Source organism: Formosa sp. S-31, from assembly GCF_051172795.1.
Taxonomy (GTDB): domain Bacteria; phylum Bacteroidota; class Bacteroidia; order Flavobacteriales; family Flavobacteriaceae; genus Formosa.
This window is the reverse complement of record NZ_JAENDK010000008.1, coordinates 77,337-92,822: the sequence shown is the minus strand read 5'-3', so window position 1 is coordinate 92,822 and position 15,486 is coordinate 77,337. Positions and strand designations below refer to the sequence as shown.

Below are 15,486 nucleotides of genomic sequence, written 5' to 3'. Positions count from 1 at the left end.
TTATATAAAAATAAAAAAAGAGACTCAGGAGTCTCTTTTTTTATTTTTAATCTGGTTCTTCATTTCACGTTTTAAGATAGTAGTCTTTATGATAATATAAGGTTCTATTATAAACTAGAATATCTATTTATGGAAAAAAGGTAAGCCTTTAATACATGCAGAAAAATAAGTATTAAAATTTAGAAGATTTATTACATGTTAAAGGAAACCAAGAAAAAGGTTTTTAGTATAAAAAAAGCTCTTAAAAATTAAGAGCTTTTATAATTGTTATTGAGTGATGTTTAGAATCTATATAATAATTCTAAACTGTGTATAAAATTGTTATTGGCATATATTTTATCATTCGCATTAAATGCAAATTTAGATAAACTTTGAATACGTGCACCAAATTCCGGAGTAAACCAAAAACGCATTCCTAAATTAAAGTCGATAGAGCCGTTTGTGTCAGGACCAACATCAAATACACCAAATCCTAACCCTGAGTATAACTGAATATCTTCATTATCCCAGATATATTGTCCAAAATAAAATTTACCATTAAGATCAAATGATACATAAGTTTCATCGCCTTCTATCCAACCTACACCTTTTTCATATGCACGATCGATACCGTTGAAACTCAGCTGTCCGTGGATAGCCCAATGCTCATCAAATTTATATTCAATTCCGAAGGTAAATGGATTTTTAAAGTTCCAGCGTTCAGAACCTTTTATAGGGTCTCTAAAAGCACTATTGTCAAGTATATTGATACCTGCACTGGCAACCCATTCATCGTATCCACGATATTGACTAAAAGCGGCAGTACTGCACATTAAGAATAGTAGTATAGCTGTAATCTTTTTCATATTAAATTTTTTAATAAAATTAAGGTTTAAAAATTTATTAAGGAAGTTTAATTTTGGTTTTTAGATAATTAGATTCTTTTTTGGGTTAATATGTCTATATTACATTAAGCTAACATAAACAAAATTAATTACTTATTGAAATAATTGAAGATTAATTATTTATGAGGTCTTTAATGTTTGAAATGGTTTGTTTTTGATTGTTGCTTTTAAAAACAAAACTACCGGCAACTAATACATCAGCCCCTGAGTCTACAAGTTGTTTAGCGTTTTTATCGCTTACGCCACCATCAATTTCAATTAGGGTATTTGCCCCTTTGTCTGAGATTAATTGTTTAAGTTTTGTTATTTTATTGTAAGTATTCTCAATAAAACTCTGGCCTCCAAAACCAGGATTCACACTCATGATAAGTACGACGTCAATATCCGTTATGATTTCTTCCAAAACAGAAATACTTGTGTGCGGATTTAAAGCTACACCTGCTTTCATACCCTCGGCTTTAATAGCTTGTAAAGTGCGATGTAAATGGTTGCAAGCCTCGTAGTGAACCGTTAATACATTCGCACCAAGTTGGGCAAATGTTTTAATGTATCGGTCAGGATCTACAATCATTAAATGGATATCTAAAGTTTTTGTTGCGTGTTTGGCAATGGCTTCTAAAACAGGCATACCATAAGAAATATTCGGTACAAAAACACCGTCCATGATGTCTATGTGAAACCAGTCGGCATCACTGGTGTTTACCATTTCGATATCGCGTTGCAGGTTGCCAAAATCGGCAGCTAATAACGAAGGGGCTATTAATTTTGAACTCATTATTTTTTAAGTTTTTTCAAAAGTACTACAAAAAAATGAACCCTCGGTAATCAGCCGAGGGTTCTTTCATCAATCAAAAAACGAACAGTTATTTTGCGCTCTTTAGAGAGCTTAAACTGTTGTTACTGGTCTTAGGATTATCCTAAATATGTTTTTAAAATTTTACTTCTAGAGGTGTGTTTTAATCTACGAATTGCTTTTTCTTTAATTTGTCTTACACGTTCACGTGTTAAATCGAATGTTTCACCAATTTCTTCTAACGTCATCGGGTGTTGATTGCCTAATCCGAAATATAAACGAATCACATCAGCTTCACGAGGTGTTAAGGTTTCTAAGGCACGCTCAATTTCAGTACGTAAAGACTCATGTAATAATTCACGGTCCGGGTTAGGAGATTCTCCACTGTTTAATACATCGTATAAGTTAGAGTCTTCACCTTCAACAAGAGGTGCATCCATACTTACATGGCGACCAGAATTCTTCATAGACTCTTTAACATCGTTAATAGTCATGTCTAATTCCTTTGCAATTTCTTCTGCACTTGGTGGACGTTCATGCGCTTGTTCTAAAAATGCAAATGTTTTATTAATTTTATTAATAGAACCTATTTTGTTCAATGGTAAACGCACAATTCTCGATTGTTCTGCCAAGGCCTGTAATATAGACTGACGTATCCACCATACGGCGTACGATATAAATTTGAACCCACGGGTTTCATCAAAACGCTGTGCTGCCTTTATTAAACCTAAATTTCCTTCATTAATTAAATCAGGTAAGGTTAACCCCTGATTTTGATATTGCTTTGCTACCGAAACCACAAAACGTAAATTAGCTTTCGTTAACTTTTCTAAAGCCACTTGATCACCGGCTTTAATGCGTTGTGCTAATTCTACTTCTTCATCTGCGGTAATTAAGTCAACTTTTCCAATTTCTTGAAGATATTTATCTAGCGAAGCTGTTTCTCTGTTTGTAACCTGCTTCGTAATTTTAAGTTGTCTCATGTAAAGTTCTCCTGTAAATAATTAAGTGAATACTCCTTTGTAACTAGTTATACGTAAGAATTACAAAAAATGTTACAGCTATAGCTCTATATTTTTAAATTTTAATAAGATTTTTATGGTTTAGGTTAATATCTTCTAATAGGCCGTAGGTAAATTTATAGTGTCCTCGTGTTGTAATTAACTTGAAACGGTGCGACTTTAGGTTGCTTAACGTGTTCAAAAAAAGCCATTTTGATTTTAGTAGGTTTGGCTTAGCCGATTTTAAACCGATATCAAAAATATGTTTTCGACCTTCTTTTTCCGCTACTAAATCAGGTGTTATAGAAATGTTGGTTCCTGACTGAATATAAGATTTAGGCGTGTCATAGCCTTGAAAGTCCACCTTTATATTTTCAAAACCATGATTTTCTAAATACTGAATGGAGTTTTTAATAATGTCTGAATATTTGTGTTTATCTTCTTGAATCATAACTTATAATATACTTAAAATATTTGAAAATCCTAGTTTTATCGGAGGTTTAACATTTGTGTAAAAATCTTTCAGAGAAATGGAACGGTTTGGTTCTGGAATTTTTGGAAGATATTTTTATGAGGCCCCTACTGTAAGGTTATAAATGTCAGAATTATTATAGTTTATAATATTGAAAATTGTATAAAACGGAATCAATTTATTTATTAATTTAAATGTAGCCTATAGACGAACTACTAAAGAACAGTTTTATCGATAGAGATTGTTTTTTAAAATATACGCATATAGAGGTAGATGTTACAATAAAAGCATTTGACTTATAATTGGCTTTGGTTGTTGTATGAGTTGTTGTTGAATAGGAATTAATGTTATTATAAATTAAACGTTAATGTGTTTTAGTTGTTTGGTTCAGTATAATACAAAACAGATATTGGTTCTACTAGGGCTCTTATTGTTTAGTTGCGATGAGATTAATTTAGATTTAACGGATTGTATAGTTCGCAAATCAACTGAATTACCAGATAAACTACTCAAGCCAGGGCATACTGGAAAATATTATTACGATGAGCTTAAAGCTTCTGTGAGTAACGATCCAGATGATGACGGTTATTACTATAATTTTTATGTAGAAGAAAATCTGCCAGAAGGTATAAATGTAAGTTTTGATGGTCGTTATGTGATTTTTGAAGGCATTACACTTAGAAAAGGGCAATTCAATATATACATTAGTCTCGTGGTGGAACCTTACGAAGATGATGAAGTAAATATTGATTTAGATTTGTGTCCTATTGGTAGTATAAGAAAAAGATATACTTTAGAAATAGGGCCTTGAGCAAATCGTATAAAAAAATCCCGTAATGTTACTTTACGGGATTTTTTATTATGGAGTGCTAAAAAGAAATTAATCTCTTTTTTCTCTTGGTTTTCTGTCATCACGACGGTTGTCACGATTTCTGTTATCTCTGTTGCCACCTTTATTATCTCTTGGTGGGCGAGCTACATAACCTTCTGGTTTTGGTAAAATCGCTTTACGAGATACTTTTTCTTTACGTGTTTTAGGGTCTGTACCAAAGTATTTCACTTCAAATACATCTCCCATATTTACAACGTCTGAAACGTTTTCAGTGCGTTCCCAGGCTAATTCACTTACGTGTAATAATACTTCGTTTCCAGGGGCTTTTGTATATTCTACAACCGCTCCGAAATCAAGCATTTTAATCACTTTTACCTCGTAAACTTCACCAACTTGTGGTTTAAATAATAAAGAATCGATTTTAGCTAATACTTTATCGATACCTTCCTGACCGGTACCTAATATTTCAACAATACCTTCTTCAGTAACTGGATCTTCGTTAATTACGATGGTTGTTCCAGTTTCTTTTTGTAACTCCTGAATTACTTTTCCTCCAGGACCAATTAATGCGCCAATAAATTCGTTAGGAATAGTTCTGGTAATCATTTTAGGAGCATGCGCTTTAACATCGCTGTTAGGTGTAGCGATTGTGTCAGTAATTTTTCCTAATATATGTAAACGACCGTCACGCGCTTGTTTTAAAGCATTAACAAGAATTTCGTATGATAACCCTTTAACTTTAATATCCATTTGACAAGCAGTAATACCATCTTCAGTACCAGTTACTTTAAAGTCCATGTCACCTAAGTGGTCTTCATCACCTAAGATATCTGATAATACAGCGTATTTACCTGTTTCAGCATCAGAAATTAATCCCATAGCGATACCAGAAACTGGTTTAGTTAATTGTACACCAGCATCCATAAGTGCCATAGTGCCGGCACAAACAGTTGCCATTGAAGAAGAACCGTTAGATTCTAAAACCTCAGATACCACACGTACTGTGTAAGGACAATCTGCAGGTACCATACCTTTTAATGCACGTTGTGCTAAGTTACCATGTCCTACCTCACGACGAGATGTTCCACGGATTGGTCTAGCTTCACCTGTTGAGAAAGGAGGGAAGTTGTAATGTAAGTAGAAACGTTCTTCTCCTTCAAAAGAAGGCATATCAATCATGTTAGCTTCTCTAGAAGTTCCTAATGTTACTGTAGCCAATGCTTGAGTTTCCCCACGAGTAAAGATTGAAGACCCATGCGTAGATGGTAAATAATCAACTTCACACCAAATTGGTCTGATATCTGTAGTTTTACGTCCGTCTAAACGTAAACCTTCGTTTAATGTTAAGTCTCTAACAGCATTCTTTTCAGCTTTGCTGTAGTATTTTGAAATTAAATCACCGAATTCTTCTTGTTCTTCTTCAGAGAATGAAGCGATAATTTCTTCTTTAATTTCTGCAAACGCAGCACCTCTTTCATGTTTAGAAGATCCTGCTTTTGCTACAGCATACACTTTGTCGTATGCCATATCGTGAATCTTTTTCGCTAAATCTTCATCAGCGCGTTCTGGCTCGTACTCACGAGTTTCTTTTTTACCAAAAGCTTCAGCTAATTTAAGCTGTGCCTGACATTGTACGCGAATAGCTTCGTGAGCAAACTTAATAGCTTCGGTCATTTCTTCTTCTGAAATCTCTTTCATTTCACCTTCTACCATCATTACAGAGTCGGCAGATGCACCAATAACCATATCGATATCACTTTCTTCTAACTGCGATAAAGATGGGTTGATGATGAATTCGCCGTTAATACGACCAACACGTACTTCGGAAATTGGAGTTTCGAAAGGAATATCACTTAATTGAATCGCAGCAGAAGCAGCTAAACCAGCCATAGCGTCAGGCATAACTTCAGAATCGTGAGACATTAACTGAATCATCACCTGAGTTTCGCTGTGGTAATCTTTAGGGAATAATGGGCGTAACACACGGTCTACTAAACGCATGGTTAAAACTTCTCCGTCACTAGGTCTGGCTTCTCTTTTAAAGAATCCTCCAGGATAACGTCCAGCTGCTGCAAATTTTTCTCTGTAATCTACTGTTAAAGGTAAAAAGTCAACATCGCTTTGCTGATAATTGGATACTACAGTACATAATAACATACAGTTTCCAGATTGTACCACAACAGACCCGTGAGCTTGTTTTGCTAATTTTCCGGTTTCGATAGAGATTTCTCTACCATCACCAAGGTCTATGACCTCTTTAAATGTTTTTGGAATCATAAATTTTTTAATTCTAATTAAACAATGGTCGTTGTGTTGTTGTCGTTGTTGTGTGTTGACCAATGAAAAACTATGAAACAGCTTTTTATTTTTTTCTCTTTTACAGAGGGGTATTAACTAAAAAAAGAGGCATAAAGCCTCTCTTTTATTATTTTCTTAATCCTAATTCTTTAACGATAGCACGGTATCTTAAGATATCCTTCTTAGTTAAGTAATCAAGCAAAGCTCTACGCTTACCTACTAATTTTACTAATGAACGCTCAGTGTTATAATCTTTACGATTCTTTTTTAAGTGTTCTGTTAAGTGATTAATTCTGTGCGTAAATAACGCGATTTGACCTTCTGCAGAACCTGTATCGTTCTTTCCTTTACCGTGTTTTGAGAAAATCTCTTCTTTAGTTTCTTTTGTTAAATACATTCCAATATTATTTAAATGATTTTTATGTACATGAAAGGTTCTCTTTCAAGCGGCAAATATATGAATATTATATCATTTAAAAATTATATTGGCAATCTTTTATGAATGCTATAAAAAAAAGAGACGAAATAGTCTCTTTTTACTCGAATTACGAGATGTATTGCTATAGGTCTAGCCTATACGATATTTTGTTTTAAGCTCTTAATGGTTGATTTGAAATTAAATCAATATATAAGTTTACTTTGTTCTTTAAATCTCTACGGTGTGTAATGAAATCCAGGAAGCCGTGTTCCAGTAAAAATTCTGCAGTTTGAAAGCCTTCAGGAAGTTCTTTTCCTGTGGTATCTCTAACAATTCTAGGTCCAGCAAATCCAATTAATGCTCCTGGTTCACTAATGTTTATATCGCCTAACATAGCGAAAGACGCTGTTGTTCCTCCAGTTGTAGGGTCTGTACATAATGAAATATAAGGAATGCCTGCATCTGCTAACTGGGCCAGTTTAACCGAAGTCTTGGCTAACTGCATTAAAGATAAGGCCGCTTCCATCATACGGGCACCTCCTGATTTGGAGATAATCATTAAAGGAATTTTCTTTTTCAGGGCATAATCTGCAGCACGTGCAATTTTCTCTCCTACAACACTACCCATAGAACCACCAATAAAAGCGAAATCCATACAGGCAACTACTAAATCTTTACCTTTAGATTTACCTACAGCTGTTCTTACTGCATCTTTTAATTTGGTTTTTTCCTGAGCAGCTTTTAAACGATCAGGATATTTTTTTGTATCAACAAATTTTAGAGGGTCTTTAGATGTTAAATCGGCATCTAATTCTTTGAAGGTATTGTCATCGAAAAGTATTTCGAAATATTCTTTACTCCCGATTCTTACGTGATATCCATCTTCCGGACTTACATAAAAGTTTTGCTCTAATTCTTCGGTATCTACAATTTTACCTGTCGGAGACTTGTACCATAACCCTTTAGGAGTGTCTTTTTTTTCTTGAGTTGTGGTTGTTATTCCTTTTGTTTTTCTTTTAAACCAAGACATATTGATTTTATTTTTTAGTTTTTAAGCTATTGGGGATGCCTAAAAATGTTTTGTTTAGCGTTTGTAACTAAGGTAAATGTAAAGGAAATTATACATTTACCTTAGTTGTTTTTTTACAATTGATAGTCTAACAAATTAAAGATAAGTTAATTATCTATAAACGCGTGTTAAATTAAATCAATTTGCTGGGGTCAAAATTAAAACTTTGTTTTTAATTTTAGCAAAACGCTAAGATTTATTTTATAATGTGTTAACATTATTTAAATCTTCAAATGCTTGTTTTAATCGAGTTACAAAGGTTTCTTCACCTTTTCTTAACCAAACTCTAGGGTCGTAATATTTTTTATTTGGAGCCTCAGGACCTTCAGGACTTCCGATTTGTGTTTTTAAATAGTCTGCTTTTTCAGTCATGTAATCGCGAATACCACTCATAAATGCAAATTGCATGTCGGTGTCGATATTCATTTTAATTACACCATAGCTGATACCTTCTCTGATTTCTTCAACAGAAGACCCAGAACCACCATGGAATACAAAGTCGATATGGTTGTGTTCTACACCGTATTTCTCTGAAATATACTCCTGAGAGTTTTTAAGGATTTTCGGGGTTAATTTTACGTTTCCAGGTTTGTATACACCGTGTACGTTACCAAAGGCAGCTGCAATAGTAAATTGAGGACTTACTTTGCTTAATTCTTCATAAGCATAAGCTACTTCTTCTGGTTGTGTGTATAATTTAGATTCGTCTACATCGCTGTTATCCACACCATCTTCTTCACCACCAGTAATACCTAATTCTATTTCAAGTGTCATACCCATTTTGCTCATTCTTGATAGGTATTGCTTACAGATTTCGATGTTTTCTTCGATTGGTTCTTCACTTAAATCAATCATGTGAGAACTAAATAATGGCTTTCCAGTTTCTTCAAAGTGTTTTTCACTCGCTTCTAACATACCGTCAATCCAAGGTAAAAGTTTTTTAGCACAGTGGTCTGTATGTAAAATTACAGGCACGCCGTAAGCTTCAGCCATTAAATGCACATGTTTTGCACCGGCTACAGCACCGGCAACAGCTGCTTTCTGGTTTTCGTTGCTTAACCCTTTTCCAGCGTTAAATACAGCACCACCATTAGAAAACTGAATAATTACGGGAGCGTTTAAGTCTCTTGCTGTTTCTAAAACACCATTTATAGTGTTAGATCCGATTACGTTTACAGCAGGAAGTGCAAATCCTTTTTCTTTGGCATAATTGAATATTTCTTGAACTTCTTTTCCAGTTGCTACTCCTGGTTTAATATTGTGTCCCATAATTTTCTTATTTATTGTTTATGTTTGAATTTATTCAAAAGTAATACTTTTTTAAGTAATTTTTTGCAGTTTTAATCTTATAAAACCCTTAAAAATACGAAATCGTTTTAAATTTTGAATAGCGGAGTAGTGCTTAGAATGGATAGTTTATACCGACGTTATAAACGGCATTTCCAAAATTGAAGTCGTTAAGCCAGCGTTTGTTGTCTGGGTAGGCCGGATTGTAAGTTTTAAAGCCAATATCGAATCGGAAAACCAGAAAACTAAAATCGTAACGCAAACCAAATCCGGAACCAACAGCCAAGTCTTTTAGGGATTTGAAATTTTCGAAAGTAGCACCAGGTTCCTGTACATTATCGAAAACATTCCAGATGTTACCGATATCTATAAACAAGGCACCGTATAAATCTTCGTATACATTAAAACGGTGTTCAATATTAAGAGCAAGTTTTAGGTTTGCCTCGTTAAAGTCGTCTTTACTTTGTGAGCTTCCCGGTCCTAGGTCGTAAGCCGTCCAGGCACGGTTGTCGTTCGCTCCTCCGGCAAAGAAACTCTTAGAGAACGGTATGTTTGGCGAGTTGCCGTAAGGAATGGCAATTCCGAAAAAGCTGCGTACCGCCAGAATGTTTTTGTGTCCTAGATCCCAGTGTTTGGTAAAATCCAGTTCGGTTTTAAAGTATTGGGAATAGGCGACGTTAAAGATTTCGTAGCGTCCGTCGCTGTTACTTGATTGATTGAATACCTTGGAGCCAAGAGCAAGTAAGTTACCGGCTGATTCTAATCGACAACGAAAGATGTAAAAATCTTCGTCGGCAACATTACGTCTGCTATCCCGTATATAGGTGAAGGCGCTTGAAACAATAAGGTTGTTTTCCGTAAGTCGAATTTTTCGTTCATCAATATTATTAACGGTTTGAATTTGGTCGTCTGATATCCCATTCGGAGGATTAGGACTTAATACTTCGTCTATAAACTGGTCTGTACCTTCGGGTCTTGTTAAATCTTCGTCTCGCGGTATATAATTAATGTCGTGTGCAATATTGTTTAATGTGTTATACGAGGTGCTATACACATTAAAATAATTATCTGGGTTTAGATTACGAACGTATTGCGCACTAAATAATTCCAGAGATTTGCTAACACGTCTTGTTGGTTTCCAGTTGTAATTTAGCGCTCCGGTAAACGAGCGCTTGTCTAAACCTACATTTTTCTGACTGGCAATGGAAAGCCCTATTTTAGTGGTAGGCGACATGGTTTTTGGGATAAGACTATCGGTGTTAAAAGGTAAAAATATTCTGGGGATAGTAAGTTTTAAGTCAGCTCCAACTTCGTTAATGTCGAAAAAACGATCCTGATTATCGTTTGCATCCTTAGAAGATCCTATGGAGGCAAAACCAGATAATTCCAAAGTTTCTGCTCCTCTAAAAATGTTTCGGGCTAGTAAACTTGGGTTTGCAGAAAATCCTATAATTTGAATATTACTTGTAGAGACCTCCGTACTAAAGCCCAGATTGAACTTTTTTAAAGGGGTTAAATAGACATTTGCCGTAAGCGTTGTATCCGGATTTTCAATATAGCGAACTTCAGGATATTTAAATGTTCGTAATTCACTTATATGTTTGTAAGTTCGTGTACGATCAATATCTCGGAAAATGTTTCCCGGACTTATAAAAATGGCATCAGTCAGAGCCTTTGGTTTAAAGGCCATCTTCTCTACACTATACAAATGATAGCCTCTGTATGTTGTGGAATCCTGGATTGGTAAATCGCGATTTTCGTTCGAGGAGTCGGTGTAAATATTTACCTCTTTTATTTTATAAATTTTAAATGGTTCCCTACGGGTAGAATCCTGGTTACGTTTGTTGTAGTTCTTAATCTGAACTTCAACATTCATCTTTTTATTGGTGTTAATCGTGTCTACCTGGAAGATAACATAATCCTGACTGAATTGATAGATACCATGATTTCTTAAACTGCTTGTAATTCTGTCGCGTTCGGCTTCAAAATTATCTGTAGTGTAGCGTTCTCCCGATTTTATAAAAGATCTATTTTTAAATTGGTTATAAATGGAGTCTACTACAGGCGACATGATTTTAGTGGATAAGCTGTCTATTTTAAAGGGAGTGCCCAGCGTAACGTGATATTCTACTTCGGTCTTTTTGGGGCTGGTAATTATGGTGTCATATTTGGCAGAAACATCAAACCAACCATTATTAACGTAGTAATCCTCCAGGCGTTTAACCGATTTTTCTGCTCGAGTCTGGTTGAATATTGAAGGTGCTTCTCCTGTGGTTTTAAGCCAGGAATTAAAGCCTATTCGGGCTTCCAGATATTTAAATAATTGTTTTTTAGATAGAAACCGTTCCAGACGTTTGCGGTGTTTTTCGCTTTTATTCAGTTCGGCACTAATGATTGAATCTATATTCGGTCGGGCTAAATTATAAATGTAAAGCCGTATTGGTAAACCCAGAAGTTTCTTGTTCGGTTCCTGATACAGTAAATTTTCAATAGTTTCCGATTTGTTTTTTACACTGTCTATATAAATGGTGTTTTTAACTAAAAGGTGTTGGTCCTCTCCAACTCGTTTTATCGAATTACAAGCGGTTATTAAACCTGTTATTACAATAAATAACACTATTTTTGGGAGCCCGTGTTTCAAGAATACAATAAAGAAATTAGAAAAATTTAAAGTCTTGTTTTAAGTTTGCAATAGTACGAAGTAAACGGCTAATTGTTACTTACAAAATCAAAAATACACTATTTGAATGTTATCAAAAAATCAAATAAAATTAATTGGCAAGTTAAAGCAAAAAAAGCACAGACAGGACTCTAATTTGTTTGTTGTAGAAGGCATTAAAGCTATTAAAGAACTTTTAAATTCGCCGTTTAAATTGTATCACCTATATACTACTGAGTCTTTTTATATAGGTGAAACTTTAGAAACAGTTATTAGTGAATCCGATTTAAAACGCATTAGTTTTTTAACGACTCCTAATCAGGCGCTGGCAATATTCGAAATGCCGGAAGTTAAAGCCATTAATTCCAATAAGCTTTGTGTGGCTTTAGATAATGTTCGCGATCCTGGAAATTTAGGAACAATTATAAGGTTATGCGACTGGTTTGGTATTGAAGATTTAATTTGTAACACCGGAACTGTAGATTGTTTTAACCCTAAAGTGGTACAGGCTACAATGGGGTCTATTACACGAGTGAATATTTCGTATTTAAATCTTGAAAGTTATTTAACAGATACCGACTTACCTGTTTTTGGCGCTTTTATGGATGGTGATAACGTTTACAAGGCTGACCTTCCAGAGAAAGGTATTTTGGTTATGGGCAATGAAGCCAATGGTGTGGCACCGGAAATAGAGCAAGTTATAACCAATAAAATAGCAATTCCCCGATTTGGCCAGTTGCAGGCCACGGAAAGTTTGAATGTCGCTACCGCAACGTCAATTTTACTAAGTGAATTTAAAAGGCGTTCTATTGAAATGTAAAGTTAATAAACACACCACGTGTTTTAAGACTTTCAATATTATCGGTCCATGGGCTGGCGCCATCTACAGCATTGTCTGGAACTAATTCATCATTTAAAGCAAATACACCACGAATGGATGGTGTAAATTTAAAGTAATGAAGATAAAAGTCTATCCCAACACCTAATTCGTAATAAAAAGTGCTCTTTTTCATTCTAAACTGCCCATTGCTGTTATCGTTCGGGTTATCCTGATTACTGTTTAAATTTAAAGAGGTTGAAAATCCACCAACAACAAATGGTTTAAAGTTGTTTAGACGTTTGGCTGAAAATTTTACTAATAACGGGAAGTGCACATAAGTAGACTTTACTTCTCGATGTAAATAGGTTTCGTTATAAGAAATTCCTAAAGCCTGAAAATTTTCTTCAGGAAAAATAAGTTCTCTGTTACTAATATAAAGTCCCGGCTCGAAGCGCAGATCGAGGTAGTCGTTTATGCGCATATTACCTAAAAGCCCAACGCTAAAACCTAATTTGGTCTTTATTTGTATATCGGTTACATCTCTGCCATTGGCATCGGTTAATTCTTCTTTGTAATCAATTTTAAATCCGTAATGATTAAAACCTAAAAAGTATCCCCAACTAAATCTGTCTTTATCAAAATTTTCGTTGTTCAGAATCTTTTCCTTGTTAAATAACTGGGCTGAAGCTGAATAACTGGTTAAGGTAATAAATAAGATTACGAATATTTTTTTCATATTACTCTTTAGATGATGTGTAAATGGTAGCCACTCCAAATGTTTGTGGAAAATCTTTAACATTAATAAACCCGATTTTCCTTAAAATATTGTTTAATGCTTCTCCATGAGGAAAAACTGCAGCCGAGTCACTTAAATATTTATAAGCACTTTTATCTTTAGAAAACAGATTCCCGATTAAAGGTAAAATATTTTTGGTATATAATTTATAGCCTTGTTTGAATGGTGTTTTAGTAGGGACAGAAGTTTCCAGTATTACAAAAATGCCATTAGGTTTTAACACGCGTAATATTTCGGCAAGGCCTTTCTCTAGTGTTTCAAAATTTCGAACACCAAATGCTACAGTAATGGCATCGAAAGAATTGTCTGGAAACGGGATATTTTCGGAGTCACCTAAGACCATTTCTATAGTGTTCTCCAGTTGCTTGGCTTTAATTTTTTGTTTACCAACTTCCAGCATACCACTGCTTATGTCTAAACCAATAATTTTATCGGCCTTGGTTTCTGCTAGGTTAATAGCTAAATCGCCGGTCCCTGTAGCAATGTCTAATATGGTTTTAGGATTGTTGTCTTTAACCAGGTTAACAACTTTTTTTCGCCATTTTATATCTATTCCAAACGAAATAACACGATTTAAGTCGTCGTAATTTCCGGAAATCGTATCAAACATTTTTGTGACCTGCTCCTTTTTTCCTAAGTCGCTGTCTTTATATGGGTTTACCTTTGTCAAATCAGAATTTTCAGCAAATATAAGTTTTTCGTTATGTATTAAGAAACCTGCAAACAAATTATTATATTAAATGTAAAAGTCACATTATCTATTATTTCATTTATATTTGTTTTACCTATTTACTAATATTCACACATGAAAATCATTATAGCAGGTGCAGGTGAGGTTGGATTTCATTTGGCTAAGCTTTTGTCGTACGAATCGCAGGAAATAACTTTAATAGACATAAATAAAGAAAGTCTGATTTATGCAGATACGCATTTAGATATAAAAGTTCTGAAGGGGGATGCTACGTCTATTTCGATGTTAAAGGATGCAAGGGTTTCCCAAAGTGATTTGGTAATTGCTGTTACGGCTTCGGAAACCACAAATATTACGGTCTGCGTTTTAGCTAAACAATTAGGTGCCAAGAAAACTATAGCAAGAATTTCTAATACCGAGTTTATCCATCACCGTGTTGAAGTAGGGTTTAAGCGTTTTGGAATTGATGAGCTTATTTCGCCGGAAGCTCTGGCGGCAGCAGAGATTAAATTATTACTGGATCAGTCTGCTTTTAATGATAGTTACGAGTTTGAAGACGGCGCGCTTACCATGGTAGGTTTAAATTTACCAAGAACTGTAACGTTTGTGGGTAAAAGTGTCAAGGAAGCGGCGCAGATATTTCCCGAAATTCATTTTGTGCCTATAGCTATTCAACGTTTCGGAACACAATATACTATTATTCCAAGAGGGGATACCGTATTTAAAGAAGGCGATAATGTGGTGTTTATAACTTCGGAAGGGGGAGCGGAAGAACTGTGTAAATTAACAGGAAAGAAAAATACCGAAGTAAAGAATGTTATGATTCTTGGCGGAAGTAAAATTGGGTATAAAGCGGCCAGAGATTTAAGTAGCGACTCCATTCGAGTTAAATTAATTGAAAAAGATAAGGACCGCGCATTCGATTTGGCGGACGAATTGCCAAAAGTACTGGTAATAAACGGCGATGGTCGAAATGTAGATGTGCTTGAAGAAGAAAATCTAAGCAATATGGATGCTTTTATTGCTGTTACCGGAAATTCTGAAACCAACATTATGTCCTGTCTTGTGGCAAAGTCTAAAAATGTAAGAAAGACCATAGCCTTGGTAGAGAACATGGATTATTTCGAGTTGTCTCAATCTATAGGGATTGATACATTAATAAATAAAAAGCTGTTGGCTGCCAATAATATCTTCAGGTATATTAGAAAGGGAGATGTTGTTGCTATGACCAAATTAAACAATATGCATGCCGAATTGCTGGAGTTTAAAGTGAAACCTCAATCTTTAATTTGTGATAAATTAATTAAAGACATTAACTTTCCGAGGTCAGCAATTATTGGAGGCATTATTCGTAAAGGAAAAGGTATAATTGCCTTAGGAGATTTTAAAATTTCGGTAGGAGATCGTGTGGTAGTTTGTTGTTTGCCTCAATCTATAAAGCAAGTAGAAAAACTATTCCTCTAGTA

General features: G+C 34.8%; 14 protein-coding genes. 3 read left to right on the top strand and 11 right to left on the bottom strand.

Annotation, left to right across the window (positions count from 1 at the left end; translation table 11 throughout):
• Positions 1 to 281: 281 nt before the first annotated feature.
• From I3217_RS10020 to I3217_RS10005, 4 genes are all read right to left on the bottom strand, one after another.
• Positions 282 to 845, bottom strand: a complete 564-nt coding sequence (locus tag I3217_RS10020; RefSeq protein WP_435049622.1) for an outer membrane beta-barrel protein — start codon at positions 843 to 845, stop codon at positions 282 to 284.
• 151 nt (positions 846 to 996) lie between these two features.
• Positions 997 to 1,659: a ribulose-phosphate 3-epimerase gene (gene rpe, locus I3217_RS10015; RefSeq protein ID WP_435049621.1), complete on the bottom strand. Its 663-nt coding sequence runs from the start codon at positions 1,657 to 1,659 to the stop codon at positions 997 to 999.
• 137 nt (positions 1,660 to 1,796) lie between these two features.
• The gene (locus I3217_RS10010) at positions 1,797 to 2,660 is read right to left on the bottom strand and encodes a sigma-70 family RNA polymerase sigma factor (protein ID WP_013869172.1); all 864 of its coding nucleotides are present in this window, start codon (positions 2,658 to 2,660) and stop codon (positions 1,797 to 1,799) included.
• A 94-nt stretch (positions 2,661 to 2,754) separates the two neighbouring features.
• Positions 2,755 to 3,129 (bottom strand): hypothetical protein, encoded by a 375-nt coding sequence (locus tag I3217_RS10005; protein WP_435049620.1) that lies wholly within the window; start codon positions 3,127 to 3,129, stop codon positions 2,755 to 2,757.
• Positions 3,130 to 3,517: 388 nt separating this feature from the next.
• Between I3217_RS10005 and I3217_RS10000 the strand changes: the two genes are divergently transcribed.
• The gene (locus I3217_RS10000; RefSeq protein WP_435049619.1) at positions 3,518 to 3,961 is read left to right on the top strand and encodes a hypothetical protein; all 444 of its coding nucleotides are present in this window, start codon (positions 3,518 to 3,520) and stop codon (positions 3,959 to 3,961) included.
• 69 nt (positions 3,962 to 4,030) lie between these two features.
• Here the strand turns inward: I3217_RS10000 and I3217_RS09995 are convergent, their stop codons facing one another.
• The 5 genes from I3217_RS09995 to I3217_RS09975 form a co-directional block, all read right to left on the bottom strand.
• Positions 4,031 to 6,259 carry a polyribonucleotide nucleotidyltransferase gene (locus tag I3217_RS09995; protein ID WP_435049618.1) on the bottom strand — a complete coding sequence of 743 codons (2,229 nt, stop codon included), beginning with the start codon at positions 6,257 to 6,259 and terminating at the stop codon, positions 4,031 to 4,033.
• A 148-nt stretch (positions 6,260 to 6,407) separates the two neighbouring features.
• On the bottom strand, positions 6,408 to 6,677 hold the full coding sequence (gene rpsO / locus I3217_RS09990; RefSeq protein ID WP_435049617.1) for a 30S ribosomal protein S15: 270 nt from the start codon (positions 6,675 to 6,677) through the stop codon (positions 6,408 to 6,410).
• Positions 6,678 to 6,870: 193 nt separating this feature from the next.
• Positions 6,871 to 7,728: an acetyl-CoA carboxylase, carboxyltransferase subunit beta gene (gene accD, locus I3217_RS09985; protein WP_435049616.1), complete on the bottom strand. Its 858-nt coding sequence runs from the start codon at positions 7,726 to 7,728 to the stop codon at positions 6,871 to 6,873.
• A gap of 240 nt (positions 7,729 to 7,968) precedes the next feature.
• On the bottom strand, positions 7,969 to 9,036 hold the full coding sequence (fbaA, locus tag I3217_RS09980; RefSeq protein WP_435049615.1) for a class II fructose-bisphosphate aldolase: 1,068 nt from the start codon (positions 9,034 to 9,036) through the stop codon (positions 7,969 to 7,971).
• Positions 9,037 to 9,169: 133 nt separating this feature from the next.
• Positions 9,170 to 11,695 (bottom strand): BamA/TamA family outer membrane protein, encoded by a 2,526-nt coding sequence (locus tag I3217_RS09975; protein WP_435049614.1) that lies wholly within the window; start codon positions 11,693 to 11,695, stop codon positions 9,170 to 9,172.
• 106 nt (positions 11,696 to 11,801) lie between these two features.
• On the opposite strand from I3217_RS09975, the gene I3217_RS09970 reads away from it, so the two are divergent.
• Complete coding sequence (locus I3217_RS09970; protein WP_435049613.1) at positions 11,802 to 12,533, top strand: TrmH family RNA methyltransferase; 732 nt, start codon at positions 11,802 to 11,804, stop codon at positions 12,531 to 12,533.
• On the opposite strand, the gene I3217_RS09965 is transcribed toward I3217_RS09970, so the two are convergent.
• Both I3217_RS09965 and ubiE read right to left on the bottom strand, forming a co-directional pair.
• Positions 12,520 to 13,269, bottom strand: a complete 750-nt coding sequence (locus I3217_RS09965; protein ID WP_435049612.1) for a porin family protein — start codon at positions 13,267 to 13,269, stop codon at positions 12,520 to 12,522. The two genes, I3217_RS09970 and I3217_RS09965, sit on opposite strands and share 14 nt — an antisense overlap.
• A gap of 1 nt (position 13,270) precedes the next feature.
• A complete protein-coding gene (gene ubiE, locus I3217_RS09960) occupies positions 13,271 to 13,999 on the bottom strand; it encodes a bifunctional demethylmenaquinone methyltransferase/2-methoxy-6-polyprenyl-1,4-benzoquinol methylase UbiE (RefSeq protein ID WP_435049611.1) in 729 nt (242 codons plus the stop codon).
• 135 nt (positions 14,000 to 14,134) lie between these two features.
• On the opposite strand from ubiE, the gene trkA reads away from it, so the two are divergent.
• Positions 14,135 to 15,484 carry a Trk system potassium transporter TrkA gene (trkA, locus tag I3217_RS09955; RefSeq protein WP_435049610.1) on the top strand — a complete coding sequence of 450 codons (1,350 nt, stop codon included), beginning with the start codon at positions 14,135 to 14,137 and terminating at the stop codon, positions 15,482 to 15,484.
• The last annotated feature ends 2 nt before the right edge of the window (positions 15,485 to 15,486 follow it).

Bases quoted from the DNA above. Each gene is read 5' to 3' on its own strand.
- I3217_RS10020 (WP_435049622.1), bottom strand. From the start codon at position 845: ATGAAAAAGATTACAGCTATACTACTATTCTTAATGTGCAGTACTGCC.
- rpe (WP_435049621.1), bottom strand. From the start codon at position 1,659: ATGAGTTCAAAATTAATAGCCCCTTCGTTATTAGCTGCCGATTTTGGC.
- I3217_RS10010 (WP_013869172.1), bottom strand. From the start codon at position 2,660: ATGAGACAACTTAAAATTACGAAGCAGGTTACAAACAGAGAAACAGCT.
- I3217_RS10005 (WP_435049620.1), bottom strand. From the start codon at position 3,129: ATGATTCAAGAAGATAAACACAAATATTCAGACATTATTAAAAACTCC.
- I3217_RS10000 (WP_435049619.1), top strand. From the start codon at position 3,518: ATGTGTTTTAGTTGTTTGGTTCAGTATAATACAAAACAGATATTGGTT.
- I3217_RS09995 (WP_435049618.1), bottom strand. From the start codon at position 6,259: ATGATTCCAAAAACATTTAAAGAGGTCATAGACCTTGGTGATGGTAGA.
- rpsO (WP_435049617.1), bottom strand. From the start codon at position 6,677: ATGTATTTAACAAAAGAAACTAAAGAAGAGATTTTCTCAAAACACGGT.
- accD (WP_435049616.1), bottom strand. From the start codon at position 7,728: ATGTCTTGGTTTAAAAGAAAAACAAAAGGAATAACAACCACAACTCAA.
- fbaA (WP_435049615.1), bottom strand. From the start codon at position 9,036: ATGGGACACAATATTAAACCAGGAGTAGCAACTGGAAAAGAAGTTCAA.
- I3217_RS09970 (WP_435049613.1), top strand. From the start codon at position 11,802: ATGTTATCAAAAAATCAAATAAAATTAATTGGCAAGTTAAAGCAAAAA.
- I3217_RS09965 (WP_435049612.1), bottom strand. From the start codon at position 13,269: ATGAAAAAAATATTCGTAATCTTATTTATTACCTTAACCAGTTATTCA.
- trkA (WP_435049610.1), top strand. From the start codon at position 14,135: ATGAAAATCATTATAGCAGGTGCAGGTGAGGTTGGATTTCATTTGGCT.